22 protein-coding genes are annotated in these 22,956 nt (G+C 65.7%); 8 read left to right on the top strand and 14 right to left on the bottom strand.

Features of this window, described 5'->3' with window-relative positions:
* Positions 1 to 199 precede the first annotated feature (199 nt).
* From HMPREF2967_RS04265 to HMPREF2967_RS04255, 3 genes are read right to left on the bottom strand one after another with little or no spacing between them, the layout of a single operon-like run.
* Positions 200 to 1,351, bottom strand: a complete 1,152-nt coding sequence (locus tag HMPREF2967_RS04265; protein ID WP_070685153.1) for an HNH endonuclease signature motif containing protein — start codon at positions 1,349 to 1,351, stop codon at positions 200 to 202.
* 33 nt (positions 1,352 to 1,384) lie between these two features.
* Positions 1,385 to 2,446, bottom strand: a complete 1,062-nt coding sequence (locus tag HMPREF2967_RS04260; protein WP_070685152.1) for a threonine aldolase family protein — start codon at positions 2,444 to 2,446, stop codon at positions 1,385 to 1,387.
* An 11-nt stretch (positions 2,447 to 2,457) separates the two neighbouring features.
* The gene (locus tag HMPREF2967_RS04255; RefSeq protein ID WP_070521508.1) at positions 2,458 to 3,510 is read right to left on the bottom strand and encodes a PspC domain-containing protein; all 1,053 of its coding nucleotides are present in this window, start codon (positions 3,508 to 3,510) and stop codon (positions 2,458 to 2,460) included.
* Positions 3,511 to 3,623: 113 nt separating this feature from the next.
* Here HMPREF2967_RS04255 and HMPREF2967_RS04250 point away from each other — a divergent pair, with 113 nt between their 5' ends.
* Both HMPREF2967_RS04250 and HMPREF2967_RS04245 read left to right on the top strand, forming a co-directional pair.
* Positions 3,624 to 4,772, top strand: coding sequence for an ATP-binding protein (locus tag HMPREF2967_RS04250; protein ID WP_193629341.1), 1,149 nt, complete (start codon positions 3,624 to 3,626; stop codon positions 4,770 to 4,772).
* 2 nt (positions 4,773 to 4,774) lie between these two features.
* On the top strand, positions 4,775 to 5,428 hold the full coding sequence (locus HMPREF2967_RS04245; RefSeq protein WP_070564970.1) for a response regulator: 654 nt from the start codon (positions 4,775 to 4,777) through the stop codon (positions 5,426 to 5,428).
* 8 nt (positions 5,429 to 5,436) lie between these two features.
* On the opposite strand, the gene HMPREF2967_RS04240 is transcribed toward HMPREF2967_RS04245, so the two are convergent.
* A complete protein-coding gene (locus HMPREF2967_RS04240) occupies positions 5,437 to 5,847 on the bottom strand; it encodes a hypothetical protein (RefSeq protein WP_070530729.1) in 411 nt (136 codons plus the stop codon).
* A gap of 59 nt (positions 5,848 to 5,906) precedes the next feature.
* Here HMPREF2967_RS04240 and HMPREF2967_RS04235 point away from each other — a divergent pair, with 59 nt between their 5' ends.
* Positions 5,907 to 6,590, top strand: a complete 684-nt coding sequence (locus tag HMPREF2967_RS04235) for a hypothetical protein (RefSeq protein WP_070685147.1) — start codon at positions 5,907 to 5,909, stop codon at positions 6,588 to 6,590.
* Positions 6,587 to 8,131, top strand: a complete 1,545-nt coding sequence (locus tag HMPREF2967_RS04230; RefSeq protein ID WP_070685145.1) for a DNA polymerase Y family protein — start codon at positions 6,587 to 6,589, stop codon at positions 8,129 to 8,131. The genes HMPREF2967_RS04235 and HMPREF2967_RS04230 overlap by 4 nt, the downstream gene beginning before the upstream one ends.
* A 5-nt stretch (positions 8,132 to 8,136) precedes the next feature.
* Here the strand turns inward: HMPREF2967_RS04230 and HMPREF2967_RS04225 are convergent, their stop codons facing one another.
* Positions 8,137 to 8,790 carry an AMIN-like domain-containing (lipo)protein gene (locus HMPREF2967_RS04225; RefSeq protein ID WP_083306812.1) on the bottom strand — a complete coding sequence of 218 codons (654 nt, stop codon included), beginning with the start codon at positions 8,788 to 8,790 and terminating at the stop codon, positions 8,137 to 8,139.
* Positions 8,791 to 8,888: 98 nt separating this feature from the next.
* On the opposite strand from HMPREF2967_RS04225, the gene HMPREF2967_RS04220 reads away from it, so the two are divergent.
* Positions 8,889 to 9,755, top strand: coding sequence for a sucrase ferredoxin (locus tag HMPREF2967_RS04220; RefSeq protein WP_070521490.1), 867 nt, complete (start codon positions 8,889 to 8,891; stop codon positions 9,753 to 9,755).
* A 16-nt stretch (positions 9,756 to 9,771) separates the two neighbouring features.
* On the opposite strand, the gene HMPREF2967_RS04215 is transcribed toward HMPREF2967_RS04220, so the two are convergent.
* The 3 genes from HMPREF2967_RS04215 to HMPREF2967_RS04205 form a co-directional block, all read right to left on the bottom strand.
* Complete coding sequence (locus HMPREF2967_RS04215) at positions 9,772 to 10,452, bottom strand: methionine ABC transporter permease (protein ID WP_070521487.1); 681 nt, start codon at positions 10,450 to 10,452, stop codon at positions 9,772 to 9,774.
* The gene (locus HMPREF2967_RS04210) at positions 10,449 to 11,492 is read right to left on the bottom strand and encodes a methionine ABC transporter ATP-binding protein (RefSeq protein ID WP_070564952.1); all 1,044 of its coding nucleotides are present in this window, start codon (positions 11,490 to 11,492) and stop codon (positions 10,449 to 10,451) included. The genes HMPREF2967_RS04215 and HMPREF2967_RS04210 overlap by 4 nt, the downstream gene beginning before the upstream one ends.
* Before the next feature lie 121 nt (positions 11,493 to 11,613).
* Positions 11,614 to 12,504: a MetQ/NlpA family ABC transporter substrate-binding protein gene (locus tag HMPREF2967_RS04205; protein WP_070530712.1), complete on the bottom strand. Its 891-nt coding sequence runs from the start codon at positions 12,502 to 12,504 to the stop codon at positions 11,614 to 11,616.
* Positions 12,505 to 12,668: 164 nt separating this feature from the next.
* On the opposite strand from HMPREF2967_RS04205, the gene HMPREF2967_RS04200 reads away from it, so the two are divergent.
* Positions 12,669 to 15,806 carry an error-prone DNA polymerase gene (locus HMPREF2967_RS04200; protein ID WP_070685143.1) on the top strand — a complete coding sequence of 1,046 codons (3,138 nt, stop codon included), beginning with the start codon at positions 12,669 to 12,671 and terminating at the stop codon, positions 15,804 to 15,806.
* 5 nt (positions 15,807 to 15,811) lie between these two features.
* Here the strand turns inward: HMPREF2967_RS04200 and HMPREF2967_RS04195 are convergent, their stop codons facing one another.
* Together HMPREF2967_RS04195 and HMPREF2967_RS04190 are read right to left on the bottom strand one after the other, a co-directional pair.
* Positions 15,812 to 16,285: a hypothetical protein gene (locus HMPREF2967_RS04195; protein WP_070683984.1), complete on the bottom strand. Its 474-nt coding sequence runs from the start codon at positions 16,283 to 16,285 to the stop codon at positions 15,812 to 15,814.
* A 7-nt stretch (positions 16,286 to 16,292) separates the two neighbouring features.
* A complete protein-coding gene (locus HMPREF2967_RS04190; RefSeq protein WP_070527976.1) occupies positions 16,293 to 16,553 on the bottom strand; it encodes a helix-turn-helix transcriptional regulator in 261 nt (86 codons plus the stop codon).
* A gap of 58 nt (positions 16,554 to 16,611) precedes the next feature.
* Between HMPREF2967_RS04190 and HMPREF2967_RS04185 the strand changes: the two genes are divergently transcribed.
* Positions 16,612 to 17,061, top strand: coding sequence for a PH domain-containing protein (locus HMPREF2967_RS04185; protein ID WP_070683987.1), 450 nt, complete (start codon positions 16,612 to 16,614; stop codon positions 17,059 to 17,061).
* A complete protein-coding gene (locus tag HMPREF2967_RS04180; protein WP_070685141.1) occupies positions 17,058 to 18,461 on the top strand; it encodes a PH domain-containing protein in 1,404 nt (467 codons plus the stop codon). The genes HMPREF2967_RS04185 and HMPREF2967_RS04180 overlap by 4 nt, the downstream gene beginning before the upstream one ends.
* Here the strand turns inward: HMPREF2967_RS04180 and HMPREF2967_RS04175 are convergent.
* The 4 genes from HMPREF2967_RS04175 to HMPREF2967_RS04160 all read right to left on the bottom strand — a co-directional run bounded on the left by HMPREF2967_RS04175 (position 18,439) and on the right by HMPREF2967_RS04160 (position 22,924).
* Entirely contained in the window at positions 18,439 to 18,750 is a 312-nt protein-coding gene (locus HMPREF2967_RS04175) for a FeoC-like transcriptional regulator (RefSeq protein ID WP_232770652.1), read from the bottom strand. The genes HMPREF2967_RS04180 and HMPREF2967_RS04175 overlap by 23 nt on opposite strands.
* Positions 18,702 to 20,636 (bottom strand): ferrous iron transport protein B, encoded by a 1,935-nt coding sequence (gene feoB / locus HMPREF2967_RS04170; RefSeq protein WP_070685136.1) that lies wholly within the window; start codon positions 20,634 to 20,636, stop codon positions 18,702 to 18,704. The genes HMPREF2967_RS04175 and feoB overlap by 49 nt, the downstream gene beginning before the upstream one ends.
* 3 nt (positions 20,637 to 20,639) lie before the next feature.
* Positions 20,640 to 20,888, bottom strand: coding sequence for a FeoA family protein (locus HMPREF2967_RS04165; protein ID WP_070521454.1), 249 nt, complete (start codon positions 20,886 to 20,888; stop codon positions 20,640 to 20,642).
* A 140-nt stretch (positions 20,889 to 21,028) separates the two neighbouring features.
* Positions 21,029 to 22,924 carry a pyruvate kinase gene (locus HMPREF2967_RS04160; RefSeq protein WP_070685134.1) on the bottom strand — a complete coding sequence of 632 codons (1,896 nt, stop codon included), beginning with the start codon at positions 22,922 to 22,924 and terminating at the stop codon, positions 21,029 to 21,031.
* Positions 22,925 to 22,956: the final 32 nt, after the last annotated feature.

The following is a 22,956-nucleotide window of genomic DNA, read 5'->3' as shown; positions in this document are numbered from 1 at the left end:
TACCTCTTTAACGCGCGCGCGAGTAGCCGCACGCCGAGCGAAAAATCTCAGCGGGCGGCTGGTGAAAGCGGCTGTTTGTTGCTAAGGCGTCGCAGGCCGGTGAGCCGGCGTCCTACGACCCATCGATCCGGTTGATCCGGCGACCGGTTGGACTTCGACCTGGGGACTTGGGCGACGATTCACGGGCTGGTTGAACTCATTAACTCGGTGGCGGGTCCGGAGGTTCGCCGGAGTTATGCGGCGGCGCCCCGGGTCCAGAGCCGTATGGCGGGCCGGATGTTGGCGGATCTGAGGATGCGCGAGCAGTGCCTGGTGCTCGCCCCGGAGCGGAGCGCGGCGGGTGGGCCGGGCTTTCGATGGGAATCGGTGGGCCGGCCCACGGCGGCAGGTAGTGCACGCGGCCATCGATGCGGTCGAGGCGCCCGCGGCCGGTGGGTTTTTCCGGATCATCGTCATTGACCGCGTTGTGATACGCACACAGTGGCACCATATTGGCCATGTTTGTCGGCCCGCCATCTTGGAAGCGGGTGAGGTGATGAATCTGGGAGTCGTCGGCAGGCGCGTTGCACCCGGGCCAGGCACATGTCGGGTGCTCCGCAGACAGTGCGAGGCGCTGCTTGGTGTTGGCGAAACGGCTCGCCATGTACAGGTTCGCGGGGCCGTGGTGGGGGTGGACGAGGGTGATGAGGCCGACGTCGGCAAGCTTTTCGCGCACGAACTCCGCACCGGTCATCGTCGCCCCATTCGTCAGCTGCAGTTCGATCTCCTCGCCATCGCCATCCACGATGCGGTCCAGCTCATCCAAGCGCACGATGACGTTGGACTGCAGCTTCTGGCCCGAGCCGCCCCCGCCGCGGAACACGGTATGCGCCGCAGTGAGCAAGTCCTTGTCAGTGGTCTTAAGCACGGCCAGCAACTTGGAAATATTGAGCGAGGAATCCGTAATGCTCAGCGTGTGGTTGCGGCCCGCACGCCGCGTTACTCGCACGCCCGGCGCTGGGTCCTTGGGCGGGCGCCACTCTTTGAGCTTCGCCTTCGCCACCATGGGGATTTTCTCCCGCGGGGTGGCAGCCAGCAGTTGGCGCAACTCCCACGCCTTGCGGGCCTTGAGCTTGGAACAGTAGCGCTCGATATCGAGGAGCGTGAACACGTCGTGGCCCGTGCGGCGCGCTTTGCGCTGCCGGGAGCGGAACATCGTGTCCCCGAAATACACCGCGTGCAGCCCCAGGAGCTTCTCCGCGAAATCCGGCCGCGCACCCATCTCAATTAGCTGCGCGCGCGTGACACCGGCGCATTGCTCGACCACGTCGAGCCCGCGCGCTAGTGCTTGAATGTAACCCCCCAGTTGCATAGCCCACAGCCTAAACCAGTGTGGGGAACCTCGCTACTTGAGCGCAGAAATCGCAGCGCAGAGCTTATCGACGTCCCCCTCTTCCGTCGACCACGCCGTACAAAAACGCACCACGCGCAGGCCTTCGTGTTCTTCGAAGAACTGGCACACGAAGTCCTGCGCGAGCTTCTCTTCCTGTTCGCGTGTCAACAGCGCAAATTGCTGGTTGGTGGGGGAGTCGAAGAGCATGTCGATGCCTGTGGTGCGGAATGCCTCGGCGATGCGCTGGGCTTGGGCATTGGCGCGGGCGCAGATCTGCTCGTAGAGGGTCGTTGCAGCCGTTCCGGCGACCGCATCGGCGGAGGCACGAGGGGTGCTGAAGAGGGAGGCAAATTGCGCGCCGAGCAGCCAGCCCTTGGCCAGGAGGCCGCCGTTTTGCTTCATCGCATTGCGAAAGCGCGGCGCACCCGCGGGGAAGACGATGGCTTCGCCGAAGAGGGCGCCGCATTTGGTGCCGCCGATGGTGAAGACGTCGACAAGCGCGGCAAGGTCCGGCAGGGTGATATCCGAAGCGGAGAGGCCATAGCCGAGGCGGGCGCCGTCGACAAACAGGCCCAACTCGTACTCGTCGCAGACCTCGCGCAGGGCCACGAGTTCGGCGCGGGAGTAGGCGGTGCCGAACTCGGTAGGCTGTGTGATGTAGACCAGTGCGGGCTCCGGCATGTGCTCTTCCACCCCGGAGGCGCGGTATTCCTCCATGCACGCGCGAACCTGCGCGGCGGTGATCTTTCCCAGCTGGTTCGGCAGCGTGATGACCTTGTGCCCGGTGTGCTCGATGGCGCCCGTCTCGTGGGTGGCGATGTGCCCGCTATCCGCCGCGATAACGCCCTCCCAGGGGCGCAGTTGGTGCGCGATGATGGTGGCGTTGGCCTGCGTGCCACCGACCATGAAATGCACCTCGGCGTTCGGCGCCTGGCAGGCAGTGCGGATGCGCTCAGCGGCCGTGGCGCACAGTTCGTCGGCGCCATAGCCGGCATAAGCCCCGCCCGCCCCCGCGATGGCATCAAGGACGCGGGGGTGGGCTAAGCGATGGTAGTCGTTGCCGAAGTGAATCATGGGTGGCCAGTTTAGCCGGTGACGGTGACTTCGCCGATGCCTGCGTCGATGTGAATGTTCAGCAGCGCGTCAGGGTCCTGGCGTTCGGTGCAGTTGCTCTCACCCAGGCCGTCATCACAGGTCAGCGCGACGGGGATGTCCTTCGGGAGAATGACCTCGACGGCGCCGATGCCGGCGTCGACGGTGACGTCGTGCTTGGTTGTGAGGTCGTGGAGCTGGCTGAAGTCCACCGTCGATTCGCCGATGCCCAGGTCGTAGTAGTCCTCGAGCTCATCTTCATGGGTGGGCGCGATGTCTTGCTCACCGACGTTGAAGCGGGCGCTGAAGCCGGACTCGTCGGCCTCGGAGACGAAGGTGACTCCAAGGAAGGTAACCGTCAAGGCGGCGCCCACGGCACCGAGAGCAATTGCGCCCTCAACCCACTGCGAGCCGCGCTTCTTTTTCGGTTCTTCCCGCGGGCCCGGCTCCGGCAGGTTCCAGGCATCGGGCACTACGCCGAGTGGATCCCAGGACGGTGGGGTCCTGCGGCCTGATGGGAAAGGGTGGCCGTCCGCCGGGGTATAAGAATTGAGGTTGACCGGCTCTTCGCGCACCGGCTGTTCGGCGGCCAGCAGCCCGCTAGGTGGTAGCGGCTCGCGTTGGTGAAGGGCGTACCACGCCAGCGCCAGCAGGCCGAAGGTCAGCGTAGCGGGCGGAAGGCCGGCGAGGAATTGCCCGCTGAGGAACAGTGGGCCGGAGCTAAACGTCAGAAGGACGCCGACAATCAGGATCCAGCCGAGCTCTTGCTCCTCCTTGACGCCATCCTTGCCCAAGGCCGCATCGAGCGGGCAGTAGGGCGATCCGTAGCGCGGCATGAGCGCCCACGCGGCGAGGTAGGCGGCGATGCCCCCGCCGAAAGCGAGTGCTGCGACCACGAAGGCCACGCGCACAATCGTAGGATCGAGCTGGTAGCGCACCGCGATGCCTTCGCAGACACCGGCGAGCTGGGCGTCGCCGCCCTGCTTCTTGGGAAGGCGGACGGGGCGGGTTGTCCACATCTGGTTGAAAGTGCTGTTCTTCGTCATACTTTTATGGTGCCGCGCGGGGCTTCGCGGCGGTATCGGTAATCGCCCTGATTTTTAGACCTCAGGGTTGTCCCCGATGTGCCGGAGGGGTGGTGCGTGGGACTATGTCTAGTATGACTTCGCCCTATGTCCCCGCCGAGAACGCGGCGCCTTATCCCGTGATGTCACGCCCCCAATCTGGCCGCGTGGTGGCCGGCGTGGCAGCGGGGTTGGCGCAGAATCTGGGGGTTTCGGCGCTCTCCGTGCGCATCGCCTTGACCGCGTTGACCCTGCTGGGCGGGGTGGGGGCGATGGCCTATGCCGGGCTGTGGATCTTCACGCCCGCGCTTGACGACGCCCCCTCCACCCGCCGCAGCCCCCTCTCCCTCATGCTGGTGTTCCTGGCGTTGGTGGGTAGTGCGGTGGGTGTGTTGGGGGTTTCGGGGGCGTCGCTAAGCGTGGCGGTGCCGTTGGCAGTGGTGGCCGTCGGCGCGGTGCTGGCGTGGTTGGCGTATGACCGCGGGCTGAACACGCCGGTGGGCCTGGTTGCCGTGGCGGCCGGTGCTGTTCTGGTCATCGGTGGCGTCGTGGTGGCGGCGGTGACGTGGGAGAGCGGATCGGGTTCGGCGATCCTGGCCACGGCGCTGACGCTGGTGGGCTTTGGTGCGCTGGTGGTGCCGCTGGTGCTGAAGCTCTGGCGTTCGCTATCGCAGGAGCAGGCGGCCAAGGCAGTGTCGGAGGAGCGCGCCGAGATTGCCGCCCGCCTGCACGATTCGGTGCTGCAGACGCTGGCGCTGATTCAGAAGCGGGCGGGGGATTCGCGCGAGGTGACGCGTTTGGCGCGCGCCCAAGAACGCGAGCTGCGCGCCTGGCTTTTCGACGCCCCCTCCGCCGCCCCCACCACCTGCTTCGGTGCCCTCGAAGCGGCGTGCGGGGAGGTGGAGGACCTCTTCGACATGCGGGTATCCGCTGTGACGGTGGGTGAGGACACGGAGCTGACGGAGCCCGCGAAGTTGCTTATTCAGGCGGCGCGCGAGGCTATGGTCAATGCCGGCAAGCACGCGGGCGTGGACGCGGTGGATGTCTACGCGGAGTTGTTGGCGGGCGAGCTGAGTATCTTCGTGCGCGACCGCGGGGTGGGTTTCGACGTGGATGCTATTCCCGCTGATAGGCACGGGATTCGTGACAGTATTCGCGCGCGCGTAGAGGGAACTGGTGGGCGCGTGCGGATTTCCTCGACCCCGGGGGAGGGCACCGAGGTAGAGCTGGCGGTAGCGTTATGAGCATGGTGAAGGTCTTTTTGGTTGATGATCATTCCGTCTTCCGCGCGGGCGTGCGCGCCGAGCTGGCGGCGGCCCCGGAGATTGAGATCGTGGGCGATGCGGGCACCGTCGCGGAGGCGTTGGAGGGCATTGCGCGTACCTCCCCGGACGTGGTGCTTCTCGATGTCCACATGCCCGACGGCGGTGGCCTCGCCGTTATTAACGCGACGGCTAACCAGCCGTCGAGACCGGTGTTTTTGGCGCTGAGCGTGTCGGATGCGGCGGAGGATGTGATTGCGCTGATTCGGGCGGGCGCGCGCGGCTACGTGACGAAGAATATTTCCGGCCCGGACCTGGCCGAGGCGGTGGTGCAGGTGCATAGCGGGGACGCATACTTTTCGCCGCGCCTGGCGGGCTTTGTCCTTGACGCTTTTGCCTCCGGATCGCCCGCACCGGAGCCGGAGGAGGGGCAAGACCCGGCGGTGGATGCGCTCACGCGCCGCGAGTTGGAGGTCTTGAGGCTGCTCGCGCGCGGCTATACGTACCGCGAGATTGGCAAGCAGCTGTTCATCTCGGTTAAGACGGTGGAAACGCACGCCTCCAATATTTTGCGCAAGACCCAGCAGTCCAACCGCCACCAGCTCACGCGCTGGGCCACCTCGCGCGACTTGGCTTAAGTCGCAGCCTAGGCAGGGGGAGCGTAGGCGAGCTTGCGGGAGCCGTCGACGTGGGGAAAGAGCAGGAAGGCCGCGCCCGCGACGAGCGCCCACACCAGCGCGCTGCCCCAGGCAGGTAGTGCGAGGAGCGGGGAGAGCATAACCATCAACCACAGCACCATGAGGGGAATAAGCTGCGCGGCGTTGGGCAGCATGGTGACGTTGTGGCGCTGGGCATAATCGCGCAGGTCCGCGCGGTAGGGGTGCAGGAATACGAGCGCGCAGGCGGCGATGAGGAGAAGCAGGCTGAGCCCCATGGCGAGCCCGAAGTGGATGCGGCTGGTGCCTGCCGCCACGGCGGCACCAGCCAGCAGCGAGGCGCCGAGGCGTACCCACGGCGGAGTGGGGATTGGGGTGGTGTGCGCGCGGAGGGGATTCATGGCGCCTAACGCTACCAGCGCAATTGCGCGTGTCCGGGGAGAGGTTCATAATAGGAGCCATGAATCAAACAGGTGTTCGCGTAGCGGGCGGCTCACGGGCCGACCAGATTGCGGTTCTACGCGCCCAGATTCAACGCCTGGAAACCCCGGATGATTCGGTGCAGGTGCAGCCGGACGCGGAACTTCTTGGCGTCCCTGAAAAGTTATCTGAGCTGCTCCCGGGTGGTGGTCTGCCGCGTAAACGGGCAACCGCCTGCGCGGAATGCGCCGCGCTCGTGGTGGAGCTGATAACTCATGTTAGCGCGGTGGGCGGACACATCGGGGTAGTGGGCTGGCCGGATCTATCACTCGCACAAGTGGCCGAGGATGGTGATGTCTCCCGGGTCATCACGGTGCCCGACCCGGGCGCGGAGCCCTGGGCGGTAACTAGCGTGCTGTGTGAGGGGCTGGACCTCGTCGTGCACAAGGGGACAGGTGCGCTGAGCCCCACCCGGGCGCGCCCCGTGCTGGCGAAGGTGCGGGCAGGGCAGGCGGCCCTGCTCACCGTGGGGACCCGGCTGCCGGGCACGGCCGTGGAGATCGGCGCGGAGGTCGTCGCAGTGCGTGGCTTGGGCCGGGGCAGCGGGCGGATTCGGGGGGTTGATATAGGGGTGCGGGTGGCGTCGGCAAGCATGCGCCCGCGGCGTGGAGTGCTCACGTGCGGGCAGCGACCAGACACGCGCCCGCACTTGGAGGCAGTGTGAGGGTCGCGGCGCTGTGGTTCCCGGATTGGCCCATCCAGGCGCTGCAGGATGCCGAGAGGGCGGCGTGTGTCATCGCCGCCCAGCACCGCGTGGCGGTGTGCAACGCGGCGGCGCGCCGGGCGGGGGTGCGCCGCGGGATGCGCGTGCGCCAAGCCCAAGCCGTCCTGCCGGAGCTGCGCGTGGAGGAGGCCAACCCGGACCGGGACGGGGTGGTGTTCGCGGAGATTGCCGCGGGCATGGACGCGGTGGCTTCGTCGGTGGAGGTGCTGCGCCCTGGGCTGGTCATCGTGGACGCGGGCGCGGCCGGGCGTTTCCACGGCAGTGAGGCGAAGGCGGTGGAGATGCTTGTCGACGCCACCTCCAGATCCCACCTCGACGCCACTGTCGGCGTCGCGGACGAGATTGCCACCGCGCTGATTGCCGCCCGCCACCGCAACCTGGGCGCGGTAGTCCCGGCAGGCGGCTCGCGCGACTTTCTGGCTCAGCAGCCGGTGGGGGTATTGGCCGCGGAGGTGGCGCTGGGGTGCGCGGCGGACGTGGTGCATTCCTTAGAGCAGTTGGGCGTGCGCACGTTAGGGGAGCTGGCGAGCCTGCCGCTGCGCCAAGTCACCACCCGTTTCGGCGAGGCCGGGCGGCGGTGCCACGCGGTGGCCGCGGCCGCACCGGATCGGCGCGTGGCGCCGGAATTCGCGCGCCCTGACCTGGGCGTGGAGCAGGGCTTCGAGGAGCCCTTGGAGCGCGTGGATGCCGCGGCCTTCGCCGCGCGTCAGCTGGCGGCTCGCCTCCACGCGGCTCTCGAGGAGGCCGGCATGGTGTGCCTGCGCCTGCGCGTTGCCGCGGAGTTTGAGGGCGGTGAGCGCCTGGAGCGGATCTGGCGTACCCAGGAAGCGCTCAGCGAGGCCGCCACGGCGGATCGTGTGCGCTGGCAGCTCGACGGCTGGCTGAGTACTGCGCGGGCTGGGAGTGCGCCGGGTGAGGGAGGGGGCATCGCCAAGCTGGCGTTGGAACCGGTGGAGGTCGCCCCGCCGGGGGACGGGCTTTTGTGGGGCGCGGATGAATCCACCGAGCAGGCCAAGCGTGTCATCGCGCGCGTGCAATCCCAGCTGGGGGTGGACCGCGTGCTGCAGCCCCGCCCGGCGGCCGGGCGCGGGGTGGCCGAGCGCATCGAGTACGTCCCTTATGGCGAGCAGCGCGACCCGCAGCCGGAGGGCACGTGGCCGGGGCGCATCCCGGCGCCGCTTCCGGCGAGCCTGGCGCACCCGGCTGCGAGGATTCGGCTTATCGACGTCTCCTCGAAGGACATCATCGTCACCGCCGAGGCCCTCCTTTCCGGGGAGCCAGCAGGCCTGGGGTGGGGCCAGCACCGCTACCGGGTGACTGGGTGGGCCGGCCCGTGGCCCGTGGATACCGGGTGGTGGGAGGCGGGTGCGGCGCAACGCTGCGCGCGCCTGCAAGTCGTCGGGGAAAACGACAAAGGCCAGCGCGCCTGGCTCCTCGTGTGGGCAGGCGGGCGCTGGTCGGTGGAGGCAACCTATGCCTGAACGGCTTAATTTAAGATGTCGATGACCAGGCGCGTCGGCCCCCTGAGCACCTGGACCGAGTATGGGTGGCGCTCATCAAGCCCGATAACGAACTGCGAGCGGGCTTCGAAGGTGCCGCCGTTGACCACCTGGGTCACCAGCCCGCCGGCGCCCTTTACAGTGCCGATGTTCGGGTCTTCCATGTCGAGCTGGAAGGGATAAGCGGTGCCGTCGATGCTGACGTCGAGCGCGGTGGAACCTTTGTAAGCAATCGGGTTGCCGGAGCCCTGCTGGGCGGGGGCATCGGTGTAATCGATGAACCAGCCCGGTGAACCGTCCCCGACAAACTCGAAGACCACGCGGTCAAAACCTTCGTGCTTGCCCACGCGGACATCGGTCACCACCAGCTCCGAGGGGGCCGGTGGGCGGAGGGTTTTCATCTCCATGTTGGCGTCGCCTAGCGGGGTCAGCCCAGCCGGTGCGGCGGGGGAGGGGGCAGTGGGAGTAACGGTAGCCGTGGAGGTGGAGGCGCCGGACAGGGTGGCGTCGAGAGTCTTCGTGGGGCCGTCGGGGCTGCCGTCCGGGGAGGAAGACGGAGCGCATCCCTGAAGCGCGAGCGCACCCGAGACAACGAGTGCGGCCACTGGGGCGGCTGTGCGCAAGAGACTGTGTTTCGGCATGGTTTCGAGCGTAGTGGCACTACGGGGAATTATATGCATCGAGCTAGGCATCGTAACCACATTGTTGTGAAGAAAGTGATGCCAGTTAAGATGGCGCCATGACCTTCTGCTCCGACGTCCAGGTCGAGCCCCTGGCCGGTACCGCAAAACAAGAATCTGTGTACGTCCTTTTTGAGTGGCCCACGGCGTGGTCTCGCGACGTGCTTGACGGACGTACCTTTGACCCCGGCTTGACTGCGAAGCTCAAGGCCAAGCTCAAAGGCGTGGCGGGCCTGCAACTCATTCGCCGCCCCGGGCGCGCCGGGCATGAACGGGGGGCGGGGCACTTCCGCTGTTTCGTCGTGTGGGCACGCGAGGGGTTGGTACAGGATTATGTCCTCAACGGCCCGGAGGACATCCTCGATTTGGATCTGGAGCACCCCACTGGCACGTGCCTGCCGCTGGTGCTCGTGTGCACCCACGCCAAGCGCGATGCCTGCTGTGCAATCAAGGGCCGCCCGCTTGCCGCCTCCCTGGCGTGCGAATTTGAGGAGACCGTGTGGGAAACCTCTCACACCAAGGGGCACCGTTTCGCGCCGTCAGTGCTGTTGATGCCCTGGGGATATTCCTTTGGCCGCCTCAACGTGGAGGCCGGCCGTGAACTCGTGGGCAAGGCGCTGCACGGCGAGTATTTCTACCCCGCCAACCGTGGTTCCGGCCTCACCACGCCCCGGGGCCAGGTAGCGGAGCTCGCGGTGGCACGCCAGCTTCTCGACGCCTCCGAGACCCTCCACTACGGCGATCTCACCGTCGACGCGACAGATACCGCAGCGGCAGGTACTGCCGCTGTGCGACACCGCGACGGCCGCGCATGGGACGTGGAGCTGGAAGAAAAAGAGGCCTCCGGTGTTGTCTCCTCCTGCGGAGACAAACCGAAGACCTCTCGAATCTACGTCGCGCGTCGCGTCGAAAAGCGCAGCGTATAGATAGGGGTTGGCGCGGTTAGCGGCGCATAATCTTGGCCGAAAGCCAGTTGCCGAAGAACTGCGCTGCCTGCACCAGCACGATGATGATGAGGGTAGCCACCACGGTGACCTCCCACTCGAAGGCGCGGTAACCGTAGACGATGGCGAAGTCACCCAGACCGCCGCCGCCGACGTAGCCGGCCATCGCGGACATATCGACGATGCCGATGAACAGGAAGGTGTAGCCCAGCACCAGCGGGCCCAGTGCCTCCGGAATGATGACCGTGGTGATGATCTTCCACGGCGAAGCGCCCATCGCGCGGGCCGCCTCAATCACGCCCGGATCCAGCGCTACGAGGTTCTGCTCCACGATGCGTGCCACCGCGAAGGTAGCCGCAATGACCATGACGAACGTGGCCGGTTCACGGCCGATGGAGCTTCCCAGCACCGCCACCGTCAGCGGCTGGACAAAGGCCAGCAGGATGATGAACGGGATCGGGCGAATGAAGTTCACCAGAATGTTGATGACGAAGTGAATGGGCTTGTTCTGCAGGATGCCGCCCGGGCGCGTGGTGTAGAGCAGGATGCCCAGCACGAGGCCGATGATGCCCGCAAGCACCAGGGTCGTGGCGACCATGATGAGGGTGTCCTTGATGGCGTCGACAAGCGTACTGCCCAGTCGGTCCCAATTGGCCTGCGCGAGGTAGGTGACGTTCATCGTTGGATCTCCTCAATCTCGGTGGTGCGTTGCATGTGTGCGTAGAAGTCTTCGATGGCTGCGTCCGGGCCGTTGAGGCGGACGGTTATCTTGCCAAAGGAGTGCTTTTGCAAGGTGGTGATACCGCCGTGGACCACGGCGATGGACACGCCCTCGTCCGCGAGTTTGCCCGCGGCATCGAAGAAGCCGGACTTCTCCGTCAGGTTGATGGTGAACAGGCGGCCCTCGTGGGCCAAGAGGTCATCGGCCTCGACGACGTCCGGGGTGTTGCGCAGCGAGGTGGCCACGAATTTCTCCGCCACCTTGGTTCGGGGATTGGAGAAGACCTCATAGACGCTGCCGGACTCAATAACGTGGCCGCCTTCCATGACGGCGACCTTGTCTGCGATGGAGCGCACGACGTCCATCTCGTGGGTAATGACCACGATGGTAATGCCGAGATCGCGGTTGACCTTGCGCAGCAGGTCAAGAACCTCATGGGTGGTGGTGGGGTCGAGCGCTGAGGTGGCTTCATCCGCCAGCAGCAGGGAAGGGTTATTCGCCAGGGCGCGGGCGATACCGACACGCTGCTTCTGGCCGCCGGAGAGCTGCTCCGGGTAGTTATCGCCCTTGTCCGCCAGGCCGACGAATTCCAGCAGTTCCTGGACGCGCTGCTTACGCTCTTGCTTCTCGACGCCCTGCAGCTTCAGCGGGTACTCAATGTTGCCCGCCGCGGTGCGGGAGGACATGAGGTTGAACTGCTGGAAGATCATGCCGATGTTGCGGCGGATGCCGCGTAGCTTGGACTCGGGCAGGGGGACGACATCGGTGCCGTCGAGAAGCAGCTGCCCTGAGGTCGGCTTATCGAGGCCGTTGATCATGCGCACCAGCGTGGACTTGCCCGCGCCGGAGAAGCCGATGATGCCGATGATCTCGCCGGGCTCGACGGTCAGGGAGACATTATCGAGTGCGGTGGTGGTGGTTTTCTTGTTTTTAAAGACTTTGGTGATGTTGCGGAATTCAATCCGGGTGCCCTGGCGGGCGCCAGTGTGTTCAGTCACGTGAATGTCCTTGTGGAAGTTTGCGGGAAGGTTGGGCGAGGGGCGGAGAAACTAAACGGCCAAATCCCCCGGCCACGCAATGTCGCGTGAACGCGGGGGACAAATGGAACCAGAATAGGTTCTAGACCTGCTCCTCGAGGCGGTCCAGAATCTCCTGGAGCTCCTCCTGGGAGCGGTCCACGGCCACGGCGGTGTCGCCGGAGGACTTCAGGACCGCGTCGGTGACCTTCTGGTCCTTCCACAGCTTGGCCAGCTCGTGGAGGGTTTCGTTATCGGCGTCGTCGGCACGCACGGCCCAGACGTTGATGTAAGGCTCGGCCTCGGTGGAGTCCGGGTCATCCTGAGCAACGGCGGACTGCGGGTCAATGCCGGCGCGCTCGAGGAAGGAGTTGTTGATAACGGCAGGCTTGCCCTCACCGTAGGCGGCCGGGGTCTGGGCGGCGTCCACCGGGGTGACCTTGACTTTGGACTTCTTCTCATCGATGTCCAGCGGGGTCGGGGTCAGCGGGCTGCCCTCCTTGAGGGTGACCAGGCCTTCCTGGACCAACAGGCCGATGGCGCGGCCCTGGTTGGTGGAGTCGTTCGGGATGGCGACTTCCTGGCCCTCGACGTCACCGAGGTCCTTGTGGTCCTTCCAGTAGATGGCCAGCGGGTAGATCTCGGTAGCTGCCAGCGGGACGAGGTCGGTGCCGTTGCCCTTGTTGTATTCAGCCAGGAACTTCAGGTGCTGGAACTTGTTGGTCGTCAGCTTGCCCTGGTCCAGAGCCTGGTTCGGGGTGTTGTAGTCGGCGAAGTTTTCCAGCTTGACATCGAAGCCGGCCTCCTTGGCCAGGTCCTGGAATACGGCCCACTCTTCCATGTTGGCGTCGGTGGTGCCGATGGTGATGGTGGAGTCCTTGGTAATGGCCTCACCGGAGTTCTCGGACTCGGCGGAGTCCGAGGAGCAAGCAACCAGGCCAGTTGCAGCGATGACGGCTGCCGAGGTGGCAGCAAGTACGCGACGGATGCTCATAGTGGGTTCCTAGTGTCCCTTCTTGGTTTGTGCGGCAAGTCGTATCACCGCAGGAGTATGCACTGCACGAAAAACTAGCAACGATTGAACCGCTTTGTCTATCCGAGTATTTGTTCAATGAAAACCTTGACTGGAATACATGTTCGAATATAGTGTGTGGGGCTATGAGATTCAATGGGGGTGAGGCACTGCCGTGGTCCCGGGTGGAGAGGATTCTCTCTGGCCGCCCAGGGCCCGTCCCGGTGCCGGTGGACCACCTTCCGGGGGCGGCAGAGGAGCCGAAGGCTGGGCATTCCGCCGTGCCCTTCGCGGAGCTGCATGCGGTGAGCTCATATAGCTTCCTTCATGGCGCCTCCGAGCCGGAGGAGCTCGTGGCGCGCGCCGTCGAGCTGGGCCTGCGGGGGATTGCGCTGGTAGATAGGGATGGATTCTATGGCCTCATGAAATTTGCGGAGGCTGCTGCCAAGGTGGGTCTGCCCGCCGTCTTTGGTGCGGAGCTTAGTCTCGCCCCGGCCCCGCTGACGGTCTTGGCGCGCACCCCGGAGGGCTATCGGCGCCTATCTCGGCTCATCGCCCGCGCCCACATGGAGGCGGGGGAGAAGGGGGCCGTGTCTTATCCTCCCCTGGTGGAGATTGCCGCGCAGCTACAGGATGAATGCCTGTTCTTGGTGGGCTGGGAGTGGGCGGAGCATTTCGATCTTCTGGTCGATGGAATAAAAATAGACAGCATGGTTCTGGAGTATGCCTGTACCCAGCTTCCGGAGGACGCGGACCACCACCTACTGCTGGATTCCTTGCCGGTTCCGCGCGCCATCGCTTCTACCCGCCCAGCTGCCGCCACGCGGCAACACGCGCGGCTGGCCGGCGCGAAAGAAGCCTTGTCTAGACGCCTCGCGCTTGTCGACGCCTCCCCCAACTCCCACCCCATGGGCTCGTCCTGGCTGCGCTCCGGGGAACAGATGGCGCGCTTGCTGCCTGAGCGCCCCGAGCTCATCGCGGAAACCGTCCGCGTCCTTGAGGAATGCAGCTTCACCTGGGAGGCGCTGGCCCCAAACCTGCCTGATTTCGACGTGCCGGAAGGCCATACCGAGATGTCTTGGCTAGAACACCTCACCTTCGAGCGCGCGGCAGCGCGCTATGCCACGCGCCCCGAGGAGCTTCGGGAGCGGGCGTGGGAGCAGATGCGGTATGAGCTGGGCGTCGTTAAGCAGCTAGGCTTTCCCGGTTACTTCCTCATCGTGTGTGATCTCGTGGACTTTTGTAAACGGGAGAACATCCTGTGCCAGGGGCGCGGCTCGGCGGCGAATTCGGCGGTGTGCTTCGCGCTGGGGATTACGAATGCGGAGCCGATTTCCGCGGGCCTGCTCTTTGAGCGCTTCCTCTCCCCGGACCGCGATGGCCCGCCGGATATCGACATCGATATTGAATCGGGGCGGCGCGAGGAGGTCATTCAGTACGTCTACGCCAAGCACGGCCGCGAGCGCGCCGCGCAGGTGGCGAACGTGATTACGTATCGGCGCAAAGGTGCGCTGCGGGATGCTGCCCGCGCGTTGGGCTACCCGCAGGGTTCGGCCGATGCCTGGTCGAAGGGGATCGCGCCCGCGCCTTCGGACGTCGAATCCTTGGCCGAGCAGTTTATAGGGCAGCCGCGCCACCTGGGCATTCACTCCGGCGGCATGGTGCTGTGCGACCGGCCAATTGCGGATGTCGTGCCCGTGGAATGGGCGCGCATGGAAAACCGCTCGGTGCTGCAGTGGGATAAGGATGATTGTGCCGCGGCCGGGCTGGTGAAGTTCGACCTGCTGGGCCTGGGCATGCTCGAAGCCCTGCACCACATGATGGACTTGGTGGAGGAAAGCACCGGCAGGGTGGTCAACCTGTGGGAGCTGGACCTGGCTGACCCGGAAGTCTATGACATGCTCTGCCGCGCGGATGCGGTGGGCGTGTTCCAGGTGGAATCGCGCGCGCAGCTGAGCACGCTGCCGAGGCTCAAGCCGCGGGTCTTCTTCGACCTCGTCGTGGAGGTGGCACTCATCCGGCCGGGTCCCATTCAGGGTGGGTCGGTGCACCCTTATCTGCGCCGCCGCGATGGCAAGGAGCCGGTGACCTATGACCACCCGGTGCTGGAGAAGTCCCTGGGCAAGACGCTGGGGATTCCGCTCTTTCAGGAGCAGCTCATGCAGATTGCGGTCGATGCCGCTGGGTTCAGCGGCGCGGAGGCTGATGACTTGCGGCGCGCGATGGGCTCGAAGCGCTCGCCAGCCAAGATGGCGGCGCTCAAGCAGCGCTTTTATGAGGGCTTGGAGGAGACCAACGGGATAGTCGGGGAAGTGGCGGACAAGCTGTGGGCCAAGATCGTGGCCTTCGCCGCCTACGGCTTCCCGGAGTCCCACTCGCAGTCTTTCGCCTCCTTGGTGTACTTTTCGGCGTGGTTCAAGCGCTATTATCCGGCGCAGTTTTGCGTGGGCTTGTTGCGCGCGCAGCCGATGGGTTTCTACTCGCCGCAGTCGCTCATCCAGGACGCCCGCCGCCACGGGGTGGAGGTGCTGCCGGTTAGCGTTAACGAGTCGGGCCGCGAGGCGCGCGTGGTGGTGGGTGCGGACGGCCAGGCGCGCATTCGCTTGGGGCTTAACCTCATCAAAGGTTTGGGCGATAAGGCCGCCGATCGCATTGAGGCGGCCGCGCCGTTTGCCGACGTCCCCGATCTCTCTCGCCGCGCCGACCTTACCGTCGATCACGTGGAGGCCCTCGCGGTGGCGGGGGCCTTGGATGTCTTTGGGGTGGACCGCCGCCAGGCACTGTGGCAGGCGGGCGTGGCCGCAACGGAACGGGCGGGGATGCTGCCGGGGCTGTCTGCGATTGAGGCGCCGTCCTTGCCGGGCATGAGCGCTTTCGAGCTCATGGCCGCAGACGTGGCGAGCACCGGCGTGACCCACGACCAGCAGCCGATGGAGCAGGTCCGCGGGGAGTTGCAGGCCCGCGGCATCCTATCGGCGGCGGATTTGCCGGGCGTGGAGGACGGCACTCGCGTGCGCATCGCCGGGGTGGTCACGCACCGCCAGCGTCCGCAGACTGCGGCCGGTGTGGTCTTCTTCGGCCTGGAGGATGAGACCGGGTTGATGAACGTGATGGTCTCGCCCGGCCTGTGGGCCCGGGATAAAGTCACCGCGCGGACAGCGTCCGCGCTCATCGTGCGTGGCATCGTGCAGAATGCCTCCGGGGCGGTCACGGTTGCTGCGGACCAGCTGGAGCCGCTGGCCTTCGGCGAGGCCCTTTCGCGCGGCTCGCGGGATTTCCGCTAAGAGGTTTATTCCTTTGAGATGAGCTCGTCGCGGTTCATCTTTCCCGCCAGGGAACGGGCCACCGAGAACGGCACCCACACCATGAGCAGCAGGATGATCTTGAGGTAGAGCTGGGACACGAACACGCCGTCCATGATGGGCATGGTTCGGGCACCCCAGGCGATAAGGCCAGTCACTGGCAGCAAGATGACGAGTGCTGCGAGGGAGAATTTGAGGCCGTCGTCGCGGGCTTCGACGTGCTGCTGCATCTGGTACTCATCAAGTTCCGTTCCGGGTAGGTCTGCCGCGTTGATGGTGGTGCGCAGGCGAGCGGTCATCAACGCGCACAGCAAAGTTCCAAGGGCGGCCACCATGAGTGAGGTAAAGGCGCTCCAGAACTGCAGGGGTATGGAAGCGATGATGAGGCAGGAGGAGAGATCGGCCAGGGTGATGTAGCGCTTGCGGGTCTTAACGGAATCGGGAATGGTGACGGCGGACATGAGCGAGTTAGTCCTTTCGGTAGATTTCGGAGGACATGGGAGTGAATTCGGTCCGGGAGAACACGGCTTCCACGGGCAAGTCAAAGACCTCGCAGATATTGAAGGCGAGATCCAGGCTGGGGGAGTGGTCGCCGCGCTCGAGGGCGCCGATGGTTTGGGGGTTGACCCCGATGGCGGCGGCAAGCTGTGCGCGCGTCATGTCCCGTTCAGCGCGGAGCACGCGGACCCGGTTAAATAGTGGGCGGGTTGGCTTTTTCTTTGGGGACATGCACCACAGTGTTGTATAAACCCAACAACTTGTCAAGGGTTCGTGTTAGTGTGTTGGCATGAACCCCGTATCCCCGTCACTCACGAAAGCCCGCTACATCACGAATTTGAGCTGGGACATTATCCTCGCCGCCCTGGCGGCCGCGGCGGCATATTTCTGGTGGGATTGGCTCTATTGGGTCGCCGGCGCGCTTCTCGTGTGGGCACTCTACGAACTGTGGCTCATCCCCGCGCAGGTCAAAAACTTAGGCTGGCAGGAAACCGCCGACGAACTACTGGTCACCCGCGGAAAAATCTGGCACACCTTCACCGTCGTGCCCTACGGCCGCATCCAGTTCGTCGACGTCACCGCCGGCCCCGTCGAGCGGGCGATGGGGCTGAAGAAGGTGAAGCTGCACACGGCGTCGCCCAGCAGCGACGCCACCATCCCCGGCCTCCTTGCTGCCGACGCCGACGCCCTGCGCGAGCGTCTCGCCGTCAAGGCCCGCGAGAGGATGAGTGGGCTGTGAAGGACCGCGCGCTTATCGACGCCGACGGCTACACCCGCGTCCACCGCTTTACCCCGCTGTTGCGTTTTTGGTCGCTGATTCTGGCCTTGGTGGCCGTTCTCGCGGTGAACGTCAACGCCTCCATGGTGTCGGATGTCCTGTCCTACGTGCAGGGTGGGCACTTGGGGGAGGTCGGCCGCGGCACCCTGCTGGGCATCGGTGCCTTCGTGCTGGTGTGCACGGTGATTTGGCTCGTCTCCGGAATTTGGTGGCGCAAGCTCGGCTACAAGCTCACCGAGGATGAAATCGCGCTGCGCCACGGCGTCATCTCAACGTCCTTCCGTTCCGCGCGCTACGAGCGCATCCAGGCGGTGGATGTCGTGGAATCCATCATCGCGCGCCTATTGGGCTTGGCCGCAGTCCGTGTGGAGACCGCGGGCGGCACCTCCTCCGTCATCAAAATCGAGTACCTGACCAAGGCGACAGCGGAGGAGCTGCGCGCGGAGCTGCTGCGGCGCACAAATAAGGGGCCTGCCAGTGAACCGGAGCCGGAAACTCCCGCCGCCTTGATCCCGGAGATTCCCATTCTGCGCACGATTGCCGCTGAGGCTTTGCGCCTGCCCACGTTGGTTACCGCACTCGTCATCGGCGGCCTGCTCTTCCTCCCCGGGATGTGGACCGCGCTGCTGCCCATCATCGTGGGCTTCATGGGGCGGGTGTGGAGTCTGGTGGATTCCTCGTGGACGTTCACCGCGCTTCACGACGCCCCCGCCAACGCCCTCAACGTCTCCTACGGTCTTGCCGACCGCCGCCGCCAAACCATCCGCATCAGCCGCATCCACGGCGTGCGGGTGAGCCAGCCTTTTCTGTGGAGGCGCTTCGGCTGGTACGAGGTGCACGTCTCGGTGGCCGGGTATGGCGCGAAGGGCGGCGGCAAGCAGTCTGGTTCCACGCGCATCCTGCCGGTGGGCACCCGGGAGCAGGCGCTGGAGTTGCTAGCCCTCATCTCCGATCTAGACCGCGCGCAGATTGAGGACTATGCGCGCCCTGAAGGGCACACCCAGCCCACTTATACCTCCCCGCGCCGGGCGACGTGGATCAGCCCCATCGACCGCAAGCAGCAGTCGGTGACGCTGGTGGAATCGCCTCAGCCCGTGACCATCGTGCACCGCGGCCGCATCAACCGCCGCGTCATGGTGATTGGCACCCCGCACATCCAGGAGCTCACTCTCAAGGTGGGGCCGTTGGGTCACCTCGCGGGTGTGCGCACCGTGCGCTTCGACCTTGTGGCGGGCCCAGTCAAGATGGCCGGCCAGGACCTCACGCCTGCCGACGCCTCCGAACTCCTCACCCGTTTGCGCTCCCGCCGCCTCCCCGCCCTCGAGTCTGCGCCTGCTCCTAGCGGCGGCGACGAAGCTTAAGCAGTACCGGTCCGCGGGTGCTGCTGGGGCCGGCACACGCCGAGGCCGCCGAACAAGACCCGCATCCGCCCGCGGGGCAGGAGCCGAGCGGCTCCATATCGAGCACTCCGCTGGCAGTGAGGTGATCCAGAATCACATCGACCGTGCCGGGCTCCAGCCCGGTCTGCGCCGCGATGGCTACGCGCGAGCGCACACCGGATTCGATGGCTTGCTGCACGGCGTGAATGGGCGAGGCGGGCACTAGATAAACGCCCTCAGTATCTGGAAGGCGCTCACTGCCAGCACCCACGCGGTGGCCAGCTGAATGCCGAAGCCAAAGAGCGTCCAGCGCCAGCCAATTTCGCGGCGCTGCGCGGCAATCGTGGCCACGCACGGAGTGTAGGTCAGCAGGAAGAGCATGTAGGCCCACACCGCGGCGAGGGGATGGCCACCGGAGGCGCGGTCGAAATCTTGACGCACGTGGTCACTGAGCGCGCTGTGGGATTGTTCCTCGGCGGAGGCGTCGGTGACGTCGTCGACGGCGTAGGTCTGCGCCCACGTCGAAATCAGCGCCTCCTTGGCCACGAAACCCGTGACCAGCGGGCCGGCCAGGGACCACGAGTCGAAACCAGCCGGAGCAAAGGCCGGGGCAATGGTGCGCGAGACCGCGCCGTAGGCGGAATCCTCCGGTGCTGGTGGCTCGCCCAAGGTAGTCTCGTGCACCGCGGCCCCAACGGGGATGGCCATGAGCAGCCACACCACGACCACGGTGGTCACGATGATGCCACCGGCGGTCTGCAGGAAGCCCTTCAACCGCGTCCACATCACGCTCAGCGCTAGGCGCGCGGTGGGCAGCTGGTACGTTGGCAAGTCAATAACCAGCGCTTCCTCAGGCACCGCGCGCCACAGCGTCTTGCGCAGCGCCAAGCCAACGAGCACGAGCAGCGCGATGGAAATGACGTACATGATGAACACCACGCTGCCGGCGTGCTCTGGGAAGAACGTGGCCGAGAGCATGACGAAGACCACCAAGCGCGCCGAGCACGAGGTAAACGGGATGAGCAGCGCGGTCATAATGCGATGCCGCGGGCTGCCCAGCACGCGCGTGGCCGAAATCGCCGGCACGTTGCAGCCAAAGCCCACGACAATCGGGATAAAAGCCTTACCTGGCAGGCCGATGGCCCGCATAAGACGATCTGTGACCACCGCCGCACGCGCCATGTAGCCGGAATCCTCCAACACCGCCAAACACAAAAACATCAGCGCCATGAGCGGGGCGAAGGTGAGGACCATGCCGACGCCGCCGATGAGGCCGTCGACAAGCAAGCCCGTAACGAGGGGGTGACCTAAGCCGATGGCTTCAAGCCCCGCCCGCGCCCAATCGCTCAAGGGGCCGGAGACCAACGCCTCCAGACCATCCTGGAGGGGAGCGGCCACCGTGGTGGTGATCTGGAAGACCAGCCACATCACGGCCAAGAACAGCAGTGGCCCCACGACTGGGTGGAGGGCCGCCGCATCGAGGCGGTGGGAGAGTGGCGTGGCATGCTCGACCTCGCTCACCGAGGCCTTCGCCGCCGCATCCAGCTCCGCGAAGCGGCCCTCCAGGCCGGTGTCCTCGCGCAGCTGCACCGGGTGGTGCGCCAAAGACTCCACGACGACCTCGCGCAGCTTCTCGACGCCCTCTCGCTTACGCCCATCAACCTCCACCACCGGGATGGAGGTGGCCTCGGTGAGTGCAGCAGCGTCAACCACTTGACCCTGGTTGAGCGCCACGTCGGTCTTCGTCAGCGCGATGATGAGGCGATAGGGCTGCTCCGCCAACTGGAGGGCCACGTTGAGGCCGCGCGCGACGGCGCTGGCATCGACGACCACGACGACGGCGTCGGGGCGCTCATCATCGGGGCAATCGATGAGCATGGCGCGGGTGAGCGCCTCATCGGGGCTGAGCGGATCGAGCGAGTAGGTGCCGGGGAAGTCGATGAGATCGGCGGTGGATTCACCCAGCTTCCACGCACCGCGGCTGACCTCAACGGTGGTTCCCGGCCAATTGCCGGTCTGCGCCTTCGCGCCGGTCAGGGCATTAAAGAGTGTGGACTTGCCGGAATTCGGGGAGCCGACGAGCGCGATGATGGGTGCTCCGGCAGGGGCTAGCGCGCCGCCCGGATCGCCGTGGCAGCTGGGTTTCGTGGTGGCCATGGTTTAGACCTCGATGGCTTGCAGTGTTGCCTTGTCGATGGCGTAGCGGCAGCTGCCCACCGAGACAACGCGGGCGCCGCCGGCCACGCGCGGGCCCATGGTCAGCGTGGCGCCGGGGCGGATGCCCAGCTCGCCGAGGCGCACCGCTAAAGCGGCGTCGCAGGTGCAGGAAATGCACTCGTTTCCCAAGGTGATGGTGCATCCCATGGGGATGGCGTCGGCGGTTTGCCGTGGGCACCCAGACAACTTCACGGTGAGCTCTCTTCCTCTAAAGCATTACCGTTATAGGTTAACCTAAGTAAATATAGGTCTGTCTAGTTTTCGCCGCTTTCGGTTAGGTGATCCTCACCACGCGGCGCTCGGGGCGCCGCGTTTCCTACATGTTGCCTGAATTAGTTGGTCCAGCTGCTCACCTGGCGCAGCTTTTGGCGGTTCTTCAGCCGCGACTGGCCCAGCTTGCGGGACATGCGGTCCAGAATCTGGATGGCCTCCGTGATGTGAGGGCCTTTGTTGAGCATGACGCACTCCGCGCGCAGCGCATAGCCCGCGTCCGTGATTTCCGCGCGGGAGGGAAGCCCCGTCTTGGCCAGGGTCTCCAGAACCTGCGTGGCCATGATGACTGGGATGTGGGCCGCCTCCGCGACCTTCATGATGCGCCCCGGCACCTGGACCATCTGCTCAAAACCCAACTCCACGGCCAAGTCGCCGCGCGCAATCATGATGCCGAACTTGGCATGCCGCATGCCTTCCAGCAGCACGCTTCCCAGCTGCTCATAGGCGGGAACCGTCTCAATCTTGAGCACGATGCCGAGGTCACGCACCCGCTGCGCCATCTCCTCGGACTCCTGCTTGGCGGCAATCGTCTCGAGAGTGTCGTAGAGGAAAGCCACATCAGCCGGCGTGCGGATGAAAGAGACCGCCGCGATATCGCAGTGCGTGGCCACAAAACGCAGCGCCTCGATGTCTTCCTCGGTGAGGCTGGGCAGCGGGACGTCGGTATCCGGAAGATTGATTCCCTTATAGGCGGCCAGGTTGGTGCCGGTAGGCCCGGCGTGCTCCACGGTGACGACGGCCTCGCGCGCCGCACCATTATCCCGCACCTCGCGGACGCGGCCGGCGATGGCGCCATCATCGAAAATCACCCGGTGCCCCACCTCCAGCGCACCGACCACCTCCGGCAGTGTGCACCCAATAGTGGTGACCTCACCCTCCACAATCCGCGCCGGCTCCGCAGACGTGCTGAGCACCAACTCCTCGCCGCGGTGCAGGCGAATCTTCTGCTCGAGAGCCGGCACCCCATGCACCCGAGTGATCTCCCCGCCGTGGTTGAGCACCGTCCCCTCGACTAGATAGCAGTTGCGCTCACCGTGCAGCACGGCCACGCCTGCCTCTACGCTCTCCACGGTGAACACACGCGAGCGCCCGCGCGCTTCCGTGAAGCGCACCTCGCTGCCGGGGTGCAGGCGCGCCAACCACTCGCCATCCACCTCCAGCGCTACCGCCGGGCGGGCCGCGCTTGGCGACGCCTCCCCCGCCACCCCGTGGGCGCGGGTAGAGGAGGGGGCGTCGTGAAGCACGAGCGTTGCCGGGCTCAGCAGCTCACCTGCCGCGGTGCGCTCGCCGCGCACGCGAATGACCTGCGGACCCGGCTCGATGCTGCCGGTGCGGACCTTGGGGCCAGCAATATCGCAGGAAATCAGGATCTCGCGCCTCACCTCCTCGGCGGCGCGGTGGACGTGTGCCACCATTTTCTGCCAGGCATCCTGGCCATCGTGGGCGCAGTTGATGCGGGCTAGTTCCATGCCCGCGCGGGCGAAACCGAGGACCAGCTCATAGTCATCTGCGGCCTCGGTGGGAAGGGTCACCATGATGCGCGCGTGGGTGTCCTCCTGAGTGGGGCCGAGGAGGGCTTCGGTGTTGGCGTCGAGGATATCGTCCGCGTCCGCATAGGCCGTGGCAATCGGCTGCACGGGGTAGGTCGGTGCGTGGCCATCGAAGGCGTCGAGCACGTTGCGCGCGGCGTGGAGGCGCTCGAGCACTGCGGGCTCCGGGTGGCTGAGGCTCGTGGCGCCCAACGCGGTGAGGCCTTCCTGGATTTCGACGGCGTCCTGGGAGCGCAATTCCATGTAGCGCACGAGGTTGACCGCGCCGGGGCGGTGGACGGGATCCACGCGCGCGATCTGCGCGGCGTGCGCGGCAGACGAAGCTTCGACGCGGGTAGTGAGGGAATCAAGAAGTGGGCGCAGGCTAGGCAAGGTGTCTCCTTTGTTGTGAAAGTCCACCCACATTGTGCCGCGAGTTGTTAGACCGCGCCACGGAA

It is taken from the genome of Corynebacterium sp. HMSC059E07, from assembly GCF_001814395.1.
GTDB classification, from domain to species: Bacteria; Actinomycetota; Actinomycetes; order Mycobacteriales; family Mycobacteriaceae; genus Corynebacterium; species Corynebacterium hesseae.
The sequence above is the reverse complement of the archived record's forward strand: the minus strand, read 5'-3'. Positions and strand labels throughout refer to the sequence as shown.

Excerpts from the sequence above, each read along its gene's own strand:
- HMPREF2967_RS04160 (WP_070685134.1), bottom strand. The coding sequence starts at position 22,924 with ATGTGGGTGGACTTTCACAACAAAGGAGACACCTTGCCTAGCCTGCGC.
- HMPREF2967_RS04255 (WP_070521508.1), bottom strand. The coding sequence starts at position 3,510 with ATGACGAAGAACAGCACTTTCAACCAGATGTGGACAACCCGCCCCGTC.
- HMPREF2967_RS04200 (WP_070685143.1), top strand. The coding sequence starts at position 12,669 with ATGAGATTCAATGGGGGTGAGGCACTGCCGTGGTCCCGGGTGGAGAGG.
- feoB (WP_070685136.1), bottom strand. The coding sequence starts at position 20,636 with ATGGCCACCACGAAACCCAGCTGCCACGGCGATCCGGGCGGCGCGCTA.
- HMPREF2967_RS04205 (WP_070530712.1), bottom strand. The coding sequence starts at position 12,504 with ATGAGCATCCGTCGCGTACTTGCTGCCACCTCGGCAGCCGTCATCGCT.
- HMPREF2967_RS04260 (WP_070685152.1), bottom strand. The coding sequence starts at position 2,446 with ATGATTCACTTCGGCAACGACTACCATCGCTTAGCCCACCCCCGCGTC.
- HMPREF2967_RS04225 (WP_083306812.1), bottom strand. The coding sequence starts at position 8,790 with ATGCCGAAACACAGTCTCTTGCGCACAGCCGCCCCAGTGGCCGCACTC.
- HMPREF2967_RS04235 (WP_070685147.1), top strand. The coding sequence starts at position 5,907 with ATGAATCAAACAGGTGTTCGCGTAGCGGGCGGCTCACGGGCCGACCAG.
- HMPREF2967_RS04195 (WP_070683984.1), bottom strand. The coding sequence starts at position 16,285 with ATGTCCGCCGTCACCATTCCCGATTCCGTTAAGACCCGCAAGCGCTAC.
- HMPREF2967_RS04215 (WP_070521487.1), bottom strand. The coding sequence starts at position 10,452 with ATGAACGTCACCTACCTCGCGCAGGCCAATTGGGACCGACTGGGCAGT.
- HMPREF2967_RS04185 (WP_070683987.1), top strand. The coding sequence starts at position 16,612 with ATGAACCCCGTATCCCCGTCACTCACGAAAGCCCGCTACATCACGAAT.
- HMPREF2967_RS04245 (WP_070564970.1), top strand. The coding sequence starts at position 4,775 with ATGGTGAAGGTCTTTTTGGTTGATGATCATTCCGTCTTCCGCGCGGGC.
- HMPREF2967_RS04265 (WP_070685153.1), bottom strand. The coding sequence starts at position 1,351 with ATGCAACTGGGGGGTTACATTCAAGCACTAGCGCGCGGGCTCGACGTG.
- HMPREF2967_RS04220 (WP_070521490.1), top strand. The coding sequence starts at position 8,889 with ATGACCTTCTGCTCCGACGTCCAGGTCGAGCCCCTGGCCGGTACCGCA.
- HMPREF2967_RS04240 (WP_070530729.1), bottom strand. The coding sequence starts at position 5,847 with ATGAATCCCCTCCGCGCGCACACCACCCCAATCCCCACTCCGCCGTGG.
- HMPREF2967_RS04190 (WP_070527976.1), bottom strand. The coding sequence starts at position 16,553 with ATGTCCCCAAAGAAAAAGCCAACCCGCCCACTATTTAACCGGGTCCGC.
- HMPREF2967_RS04250 (WP_193629341.1), top strand. The coding sequence starts at position 3,624 with ATGACTTCGCCCTATGTCCCCGCCGAGAACGCGGCGCCTTATCCCGTG.